The following is a 7,166-nucleotide window of genomic DNA, read 5'->3' as shown; positions in this document are numbered from 1 at the left end:
CGCGCGCGGGCTGAAGGTGCCGGAGCAGCTCGCGGTGATGGGCTTTGGCGACCTCAACTTTGCCGCGCACACTTACCCGTCGCTCTCGACCGTGCGCATCGACGGCCCGGCCATCGGCCGCACCGCCGCCGAATGCCTGCTGGCGCGCATCGACGGGCGCGAGGTGGGGGAGCGCATCATCGACCTGGGGTTCGAGGTCATCCAGCGCGACAGCGCCTGAGTCGAGCGTCCTGCGCTGCGGCGCGGCGCAGGACGCGCTATGATCGCGCTACCATCCAACGCCGCAACCTTTTCCCTCGCCTCGCACCCATGTCCCAAGCCACGCTTATCCAGATCGGCCCCCTCGCGCCGCAGATCAATTCCCGCCTGCGCGAGCAGTACCAGGCCGTGCCGCTGTGGGAGCAGGCCGAGCCGCTGGCGTGGCTGCGCGAGCACGCGCAGCAGGCGCGCGTGGTGGTGACGTCGGCGCGCCACGGCATCACCGCCGAGGCGATCGCGGCCATGCCGAAGCTCGAAGCCATCGTGAGCTTTGGCGTGGGCTATGACTCGATCGCGCTGGACGCGGCCCGCGCACGCGGCATCCAGGTCAGCAACACGCCCGACGTGCTCAACGATTGCGTGGCCGACCTCGCCTTCGGCCTGCTGCTCGACGCCGCCCGCGGCATCGCCCATGGCGACCGCTTCGTGCGCGCCGGCAAGTGGGGCAAGGACAACTTCCCGCTGACCACCCGCGTCTCCGGCAAGAAGCTCGGCATCCTCGGCCTGGGCCGCATCGGCGAGAAAGTGGCGCAGCGCGCCACCGGCTTCGGCATGGACATCGCGTACCACAACCGCCGAGCGCGCGACGGCGCGCCGTGGCGCCACGAGCCGGACCTGAAGGCGCTGGCCGGCTGGGCGGATTTCCTGGCTGTCACTTGCGTGGGCGGCCCCGAGACCGAAGGGCTGGTGTCCGCCGAGATCATCGCGGCGCTGGGCCCCAAGGGCATCCTGGTCAATGTGTCGCGCGGCAGCGTGGTGGACGAAGACGCGCTGGTGGCGGCCTTGCGCGACGGCCGCCTGGGCGGTGCCGGGCTGGACGTGTTCCGCGCCGAGCCGGAAGTGCCTGAGGCGCTGTTCGCGCAGGACAACGTCGTGCTGGCCCCGCATGTGGCCAGCGGCACGCATGAAACCCGCGCCGCCATGGCCGGCCTGGTGTTCGACAACCTCGATGCGTTCCTCGGCACGGGCAAGGTGATCACGCCGGTACTTTGACGCGCTGGCCGGCCCCTCGCGTACCGCGCCGGTCCTATACTGGATCAGGCGCCCGCTGCCCTGGCGGCGCCATCTCACCTCACGCGTCAGGAGGCAATGATGGGACGCAAATATATCGATTGCCGCGAGTTTCCGAGCCAGTCCAAGTGCACGGTGGCATTGAGCGCCGACACGGAAGACGAACTGCTCGAAGTCGCGGTCCAGCATGCGGTGCAGGTGCACCAGCACCAGGATGGCCCCGAACTGCGGCAGATGCTCAAGAGCGCATTCAAGGATGTCTCGCCGCCCGCGTGAGGCCCGGGGGCACGAACGCAGGCCGCCGCCCGGCGAGGGGCGGTGGGCTGCGGTTCAGGTCTGACGTTGGGTTTGAAGCTGTCGCAAACGCTTCAAACACATGCGCTATGCTCAGCAGCATCAACGTCCGCCATCCCGCCCACGCTCAATGAAAACCATCTACCTTGCCGGCTTCGACGTATTCCGCAAAGACGCCATCGCCTATGGCGAGACCCTCAAGGCCCGCTGCGCCCATTACGGCTTCCTCGGCCTCTACCCCCTCGACAAAGCCGCCCCGGCGGGCCTTTCCGGCCCCGATACCGCGCGCTGGATCTACGAAGCGAACATCAACCTGCTGCGCCGCGCCGACATGGTGATGGCCAACCTCGACGATTTCCGCGGCCCGGGCGAGCCGGACTCCGGCACGGCGTTCGAGGTGGGGTTCGCGATTGCGCTGCAAAAGCCGGTATGGGGCCACAGCGGCGACCGCGGCACGTTGCTGGACCGCGTGGCCGTTGCCACCGATGCAACGCACGGCAAGGGCGAGCGGCTCGATGCGCGCGGCTTCGTGGTGGAAGATTTCGGCCTGGGCAAGAACCTGATGCTGGCCTGCTCGGCCAAGCTGGTGGCGGGAGATGCCGAGGCATGCCTGGCGGCCATGGCCGAGGCGGAGCGCCGGCGCAGTTGCCGGGTCGCGTGGGTGCCGGCGGAGGATTGATGCTGGCGCGGGCGGGACCTGCGTCCCGCCGCGCCGCTACTTCACCGTGCCTCGGCGCAGTGTTTCCACGCCGGCCGCGATATCGTCCGCGGTGCTAGCCACGATCTGGCGGTAAGCCGCCACTACACCGTCCACCGCGCCTGGCGCGGGCAACTCGGCCTGCGTGCGGCCGGCCTTGACCTTGCCGTCGGGCAGGCGGCGCACGGTCCAGTTGATGACGGCGCCGGCGCGCTGGCCCACGTCCGCATCCAGCCGCACCACTTCGGTGGTGATGCGAAACACAGGCTCCACTTCCGACAAGCCTTGCTGGTAGGTATCGACCGCACCCAGCCTGGCCTGCAGTTGCTGCGACAGCGCGTCGCGCAGCTCATCCGGCAGCGGCGCGGACCAGCGCGACAGGTCCAGCAGCCTTAGCTCGTTGCCATCCTTCCCGTCACGCACCACAAGCTGTGGCCGGTTGAGGCGTTCAGGCACCCGCACCGGCGCAACCTCGATCCACACCGGCTGTGCCTGCGGCGCCCGCGCCGGCGCAGCGGCCTGTCCTTCAGGGCTGGTAGCGGTAGCGGGACCCTGCGCCAGCGTGTAGTAGCGCGGATCGGGCGAGGCGCAGCCCGCCAGCAGCGCGGCGGCGAGCGAGAGGGGCAGCAACAGGCGGTGGCGGGTCATCTCTATGCGGGTCATCATCATTTCTCCGGCTTGCCGCGCACCAGGGCTTCGGGGTGGCGTTCCAGGTATTCGGTCAGCGTGCGCAGCGACACCGCGGTGCGCGTCAGCTCCTGCATCATGCGGCGCGTGTCTTGTTGCAGCGGCGCATCCGAGGCGAGCGTGCCGTTGGCGGAATTCAGCGTCTTGCGCGCGTCCTGCAGCGCGGCCAGCACTTGCGGCGCCACGTCGCCGTTGAGCTGGGCGACCAGCTTGTCGGCGCTGGCCATCATGGTGTTGAGCGTGGCCATCGACGTGCGCAGGTCCTGGCCGATCTGGTCGAACGGCACCTTGTCGATCTTGTTGACGATATCGCCCAGCTTGGCCTGCAGCTCGTCGAACGCGCCCGGCGTGGTGGGCAGCTCAGGCATGGGGCCATCCGGGTTGACGCTGGCCGGCGGCGCCTTGGGGAAGAAATCCAGCGCCACATAGAGCTGGCCGGTCAGCAGGTTGCCGGTGCGCAACTGCGCGCGCATGCCGCGCTTGATCAACGTCTGGACGATATTGCGGGCGCGGTTGATGTCCTCCATGTCGCGCGCGCGAAAGCCCATGCGCGAGGGATACAGTTCCACCACCACTGGCAGGCGGAAGGCCTTCTTCTCACTCTGGTATTCGATGCCGATCGAGCGCACCTGGCCCACGATCACGCCGCGGAAATCCACGGGCGCGCCGGGTGACAGGCCGCGCACGGACTGGTCGAAGTTCAGCACGGCGAGCGAAGGCGCGAGCTCTTCTGGCTCCTTCATCGCCTCGGTCTGGTCGCTGGCCAGCAGGAACTGGGTGTTCTCGTTGGCGGCATCCGTTGCCTTGGAGTCGTCCGGGGCCTGGAAGGCCACGCCGCCCAGCAGGACCGTCACCAGCGATTGGGTGTTGAGCTTGAAGCCGCCGGCATCGAGCTTGATGTCCACGCCGCTGGCATGCCAGAAGCGCGAGTCGGCCGTGACCAGCTGGTCGTAGGGCTTGTTGATGAACACGCGCAGCGACAGGTCGCGCCCGTTGGGCTCCAGCTGGTAAGCCACCACCTGGCCGACCTGCACGCGGCGGTAGTAGACCGGCGAGCCGATGTCGAGCGAGCCGAGATCGGTGGCGCGCAGCACGAACTGCTTGCCGGAGGCGTCGGTGGTGACGGCGGGCGGCACTTCGAGGCCGGTGAAGTCGCGCACGCGCTCCTCCGACTTGCCGGCGTCAACGCCGATATAGGCGCCGGACAGCAGCGTTTCCAGCCCAGAGATGCCACTGGTGGCAAAGCGCGGGCGCACCACCCAGAAGCGCGTGTCCTTGGCGGAGAAGCTCGCTGCATCCTGGGTCAGGTCGATCCTGGCGATCACGTGCGAGCGGTCGCCGGCGAGCCGCACGGACTTGACCAGGCCGATGTCCACGTCCTTGTAGCGTACCGGCGTCTTGCCCGGGACGAGGCCCTCGGCGGTGCGGAACGTGACCGTGATCTGGGGGCCGCGCTCGGTGAGCGTGTGGATCAGCAGCGACAGGCCAACCACCGCCGCCACGATCGGGATCAGCCAGACCAGCGAGGGCAGCCAGCGCGCCCGGCGGCGGCGCTCGGGCGCCGGTGGCTGCGACGGCGAGGAAGGAGAGGGAGGAGACGGGTCAAGGTCAGGCATCGTTTGTATCCATCGAATCCCACAGCAGGCGCGGGTCGAAACTGAGTGAAGCCAGCATGGTGAGCACCACCACGGAGCCGAACGCCATGGCGCCGGCGCCCGGGATGATGGTGGCGAGCGCCCCGGCCCGCACCAGCGAAGCCAGCAGCGCCACCACGAAAATATCCAGCATCGACCAGCGGCCGATGAGTTCCACCAGCCCGTACAGCTTGGTCTGCTGGCGAATCCGCCAGCGCGAGCGGAAGTGCACGGACAGCAGCAGCAGCGTGAGGATGATCATCTTCAGCAGCGGCACCACGATGCTGGCGATCAGCACCACGATGGCCAGCAGGTTGGAGCCCGACAGCCACAGGTAGACCACGCCGGAGAAGATGGTGTCGCGCTGCGTGCCCAGGATGGACTGCGTCACCATCACCGGCAGCAGGTTGGCGGGAAGATAGAGGATGAGGGCGGACAGCAGGAACGCCCAGGTGCGGGTGAGGCTGTTCGGCTTGCGGTGATGCAGCGTGGCGCCGCAGCGCGGGCAGGGCTCGCCTTCCATCGTGCGCGGGCTGAGCGCATCGCAGGCGTGGCAGGACACCAGGCCCATCGAAGTGGCGGTGGGCACCTGTGGCAGCGGCTTGGTTTCGTCGTCGTCGGTCAGCTCCGCCACCACCTCGGCGGCAAGGCGGCGCGAGCGCGCCAGCGCGGCGGCGCCCACCGGGAGCTGGGGGGGTGGGGCGCTCATCGGGGCGGCTCCTCGTCCAGATGCTGCCAGAGATCGCGCGGATCGAACGACAGCATCGCGGCCAGCACGATCACCAGCGCGGCGAACGACCACAGCGCCACGCCCGGCAACACCTGCGCCATGGTGGAGAGCTTTACCAGCGTGACCAGCACGCCAATCATGAAGACTTCGATCATGCCCCACGGCCGGGTTTGCCGGATGCCGCGCACGATGCGCTCGAAGCCCGGCGGCATCCGGCGGCGCGCCATCGGCACCAGCAGGTAAAGCATCATCAGCATCTCGGACAAGGGAAACAGGATGGTGGTGGCGAACACGATCACGGCCACCAGTGCCATGTTGTCCGCGTAGAGCGCCTGCACCGCGCCCCACAGCGTGGTTTGGGTGCGCACGCCCTTGAGATCCATCTCGACGATGGGATAGGCGTTGGACACCATGAACAGGATCAGCGCGGCAATCGCCAGCGGCAGCAGCCGGGCATAGGCCCGCGCGCTATCGCGGTAGAGCTGGCCGCCGCAGCGCAGGCACAGCGCGCGCTCGCCCGGCTCCAGTTCGGCGCGCTGGTAGACCGCATCGCAGTACTCGCAGGCCACCAGCCGGGCCAGCTCGGCCTGGGTGGGCGCGGGCGGCGCCAACGGTTGCGGTTCGGGACGGCTGGCTTCGCTCATGCCTTGCCGGAACCCGCCACGTCCTCGGCGGTGGTGATGGGCTTGCCTTGCGCCAGCGCGGGCGGCGGGTCGGCCAGGTGCTCCGAGCCGATGGTCCAGTCGCGCAGCAGCGCGTAGGCCACTGCCAGCAGCGTCGGGCCGATGAAGACGCCGAGGAAACCGAAGGCCAGCGCGCCGCCAAACACGCCCAGCATCACCCAGATCAGTGGCATGTCGGTGCCCTTGCTGATCAGGAGCGGCTTGATGACGTTGTCGGCCATGCTGACCACGCCCACGCCCCACACCACCATGAAGATGGCCCAGCCCAGCGAGCCGGTGTGGTACAGCCAGAGCGCGGCGGGAATCCACACCAGCGGCGGCCCGACCGGGATCACGGACAGGAAGAAGGTAATGAAGCCGAGGATGGCGGCGCCGGGCACCCCGGCGATCCAGAAGCCGATGCCGGCCAGCAGGGCCTGCACGAACGCCGTGCCCAGCACGCCGTAGACCACGCCCTTGACCGTATTGCCGGCCAGCGCCAGCAGGTGGTCGGCGCGCTCGCCGGCAATGCGGCGCATGCCGGCGCGCAGCCACGCCACCGCGAACTCGCCGCCGGTGTAGAAGAAGAATGCCAGCACGATCGACAGCGCCAGCTGGCCCAGCCCCGCGCCGATCGACAGCCCGGCGCCCAGCACCACATGGCCCACGGGCGCAATCAGCTTGCGCAGGTTGGCGACCATCTCCGAGTCGGCATGGATCACCTTGTCCCAGGAGCTTTGCAGGTAGTCGCCCACATAGGGCAGGCCGGTCAGCCATGCGGGCAGCGCGGGCGCGCCGTGATCGAAGAACTGGTCGACCAGGCCGGACAGCTCGTCGATGTGCGCGGAGACGCTGGCGCCGGCATAGACAAAGGGACCGAGCACGATGACCGCGGCCAGCAGCACGCAGATCAGGGCCGCCAGGCTGCGCCGGTTGCCCATCCAGCGCGACAGCACCGTATAGGGGTACCACGAGCTGAAGGCGAGGATGGCGCCCCACAACAGCGCGGTGGTAAAGGGCGCGAGCACCAGCAGTGAGCCGCCGATCAGCACGATCAGTGCAAAGATGGCGGCGAGTTTTTCAATCAGTTGGCCGGAATTCATCAGTTCGCGCGGGAAACATCGGCCTTCCGGCCGGTGAGGGATAGCGCGCGACGCGAAGCGTCGCCCCTGTGCCCGCTCTCCTTCGTGGAT

General features: G+C 68.7%; 9 protein-coding genes. 4 read left to right on the top strand and 5 right to left on the bottom strand.

The features are described from left to right. The 4 genes from ACYP5B_RS53480 to ACYP5B_RS53465 all read left to right on the top strand — a co-directional run. A partial coding sequence (locus tag ACYP5B_RS53480; RefSeq protein ID WP_459575629.1) for a substrate-binding domain-containing protein occupies positions 1–220 on the top strand: 220 nt, incomplete at its 5' end. Positions 221–309: 89 nt separating this feature from the next. Then, positions 310–1,251 carry a 2-hydroxyacid dehydrogenase gene (locus ACYP5B_RS53475; RefSeq protein ID WP_400102241.1) on the top strand — a complete coding sequence of 314 codons (942 nt, stop codon included), beginning with the start codon at positions 310–312 and terminating at the stop codon, positions 1,249–1,251. A gap of 99 nt (positions 1,252–1,350) precedes the next feature. After that, positions 1,351–1,545, top strand: a complete 195-nt coding sequence (locus ACYP5B_RS53470; protein ID WP_267606607.1) for a DUF1059 domain-containing protein — start codon at positions 1,351–1,353, stop codon at positions 1,543–1,545. A 148-nt stretch (positions 1,546–1,693) separates the two neighbouring features. Next, positions 1,694–2,242, top strand: a complete 549-nt coding sequence (locus tag ACYP5B_RS53465) for a nucleoside 2-deoxyribosyltransferase (RefSeq protein ID WP_459575627.1) — start codon at positions 1,694–1,696, stop codon at positions 2,240–2,242. 36 nt (positions 2,243–2,278) lie between these two features. On the opposite strand, the gene ACYP5B_RS53460 is transcribed toward ACYP5B_RS53465, so the two are convergent. The 5 genes from ACYP5B_RS53460 to ACYP5B_RS53440 are packed head-to-tail and all read right to left on the bottom strand — an operon-like array spanning position 2,279 to position 7,076. Beyond that, entirely contained in the window at positions 2,279–2,926 is a 648-nt protein-coding gene (locus ACYP5B_RS53460) for a PqiC family protein (protein ID WP_400102243.1), read from the bottom strand. Then, complete coding sequence (locus tag ACYP5B_RS53455; protein WP_400102244.1) at positions 2,926–4,563, bottom strand: PqiB family protein; 1,638 nt, start codon at positions 4,561–4,563, stop codon at positions 2,926–2,928. The genes ACYP5B_RS53460 and ACYP5B_RS53455 overlap by 1 nt, the downstream gene beginning before the upstream one ends. Further along, complete coding sequence (locus tag ACYP5B_RS53450; protein WP_459575626.1) at positions 4,556–5,290, bottom strand: paraquat-inducible protein A; 735 nt, start codon at positions 5,288–5,290, stop codon at positions 4,556–4,558. Before ACYP5B_RS53450 ends, ACYP5B_RS53455 begins: the two co-directional genes overlap by 8 nt. Continuing rightward, positions 5,287–5,955 (bottom strand): paraquat-inducible protein A, encoded by a 669-nt coding sequence (locus tag ACYP5B_RS53445; RefSeq protein WP_459575625.1) that lies wholly within the window; start codon positions 5,953–5,955, stop codon positions 5,287–5,289. The genes ACYP5B_RS53450 and ACYP5B_RS53445 overlap by 4 nt, the downstream gene beginning before the upstream one ends. After that, positions 5,952–7,076, bottom strand: a complete 1,125-nt coding sequence (locus ACYP5B_RS53440) for an AI-2E family transporter (protein ID WP_400102247.1) — start codon at positions 7,074–7,076, stop codon at positions 5,952–5,954. The genes ACYP5B_RS53445 and ACYP5B_RS53440 overlap by 4 nt, the downstream gene beginning before the upstream one ends. Positions 7,077–7,166: the final 90 nt, after the last annotated feature.

Source organism: Cupriavidus sp. 8B (assembly GCF_054589115.1).
This window is presented reverse-complemented; position numbering and strand designations above follow the sequence as displayed.

Excerpts from the sequence above, each read along its gene's own strand:
- ACYP5B_RS53475 (WP_400102241.1), top strand. The coding sequence starts at position 310 with ATGTCCCAAGCCACGCTTATCCAGATCGGCCCCCTCGCGCCGCAGATC.
- ACYP5B_RS53455 (WP_400102244.1), bottom strand. The coding sequence starts at position 4,563 with ATGCCTGACCTTGACCCGTCTCCTCCCTCTCCTTCCTCGCCGTCGCAG.
- ACYP5B_RS53450 (WP_459575626.1), bottom strand. The coding sequence starts at position 5,290 with ATGAGCGCCCCACCCCCCCAGCTCCCGGTGGGCGCCGCCGCGCTGGCG.
- ACYP5B_RS53465 (WP_459575627.1), top strand. The coding sequence starts at position 1,694 with ATGAAAACCATCTACCTTGCCGGCTTCGACGTATTCCGCAAAGACGCC.
- ACYP5B_RS53440 (WP_400102247.1), bottom strand. The coding sequence starts at position 7,076 with ATGAATTCCGGCCAACTGATTGAAAAACTCGCCGCCATCTTTGCACTG.
- ACYP5B_RS53445 (WP_459575625.1), bottom strand. The coding sequence starts at position 5,955 with ATGAGCGAAGCCAGCCGTCCCGAACCGCAACCGTTGGCGCCGCCCGCG.
- ACYP5B_RS53470 (WP_267606607.1), top strand. The coding sequence starts at position 1,351 with ATGGGACGCAAATATATCGATTGCCGCGAGTTTCCGAGCCAGTCCAAG.
- ACYP5B_RS53460 (WP_400102243.1), bottom strand. The coding sequence starts at position 2,926 with ATGATGACCCGCATAGAGATGACCCGCCACCGCCTGTTGCTGCCCCTC.